1 protein-coding gene is annotated in these 444 nt (G+C 59.7%); it reads left to right on the forward strand.

Going from position 1 to position 444, the window contains the following annotated elements:
• The coding region (locus D7Y13_RS46410; protein ID WP_158626229.1) for a hypothetical protein at positions 1–444 on the forward strand (444 nt) is incomplete at both ends.

The raw sequence follows: 444 nt of genomic DNA on the forward strand, positions 1-444 counted from the left end.
GAAGAAAGCCACTCCCGCACAATACCGGCAGTTCCAGGAGCAGACGCTCCACGAGCTTTTGCCGACGTTCCTCGAGCAGACGATGATGGTCTGCGTGATGGAGACGAAGCTCACCGCGGATCAGACGAAGGCCGTCACGACGCAGCTGGACGGGATCTTCGAGAAGCAACTGGAAGTGATGCGGGCCAAGCTGGAGAAGGACACGGGTCGGCCCTGCTCGATGATGGACCTGGAAGCGGATATCCAACGGCAGGGACTGACGATTGCGGTCCTCCGAAAGATGATCGGCGACAGGACGATGGCCGAGCAGTACATGATGGGCAAGCTCGACAAGGCGCAGCCGATCAGCCGGCTGGAACTGCTTGCCGCGTATCGTGAGCGGATCCCTGAATTCAGTGAACCTGCGGCCGTCAAATGGCAGCAGATCCAGGTGTCGTTCAAGCA

It is taken from the genome of Corallococcus praedator (assembly GCF_003612125.1).
Classification (GTDB): Bacteria; Myxococcota; Myxococcia; order Myxococcales; family Myxococcaceae; genus Corallococcus; species Corallococcus praedator.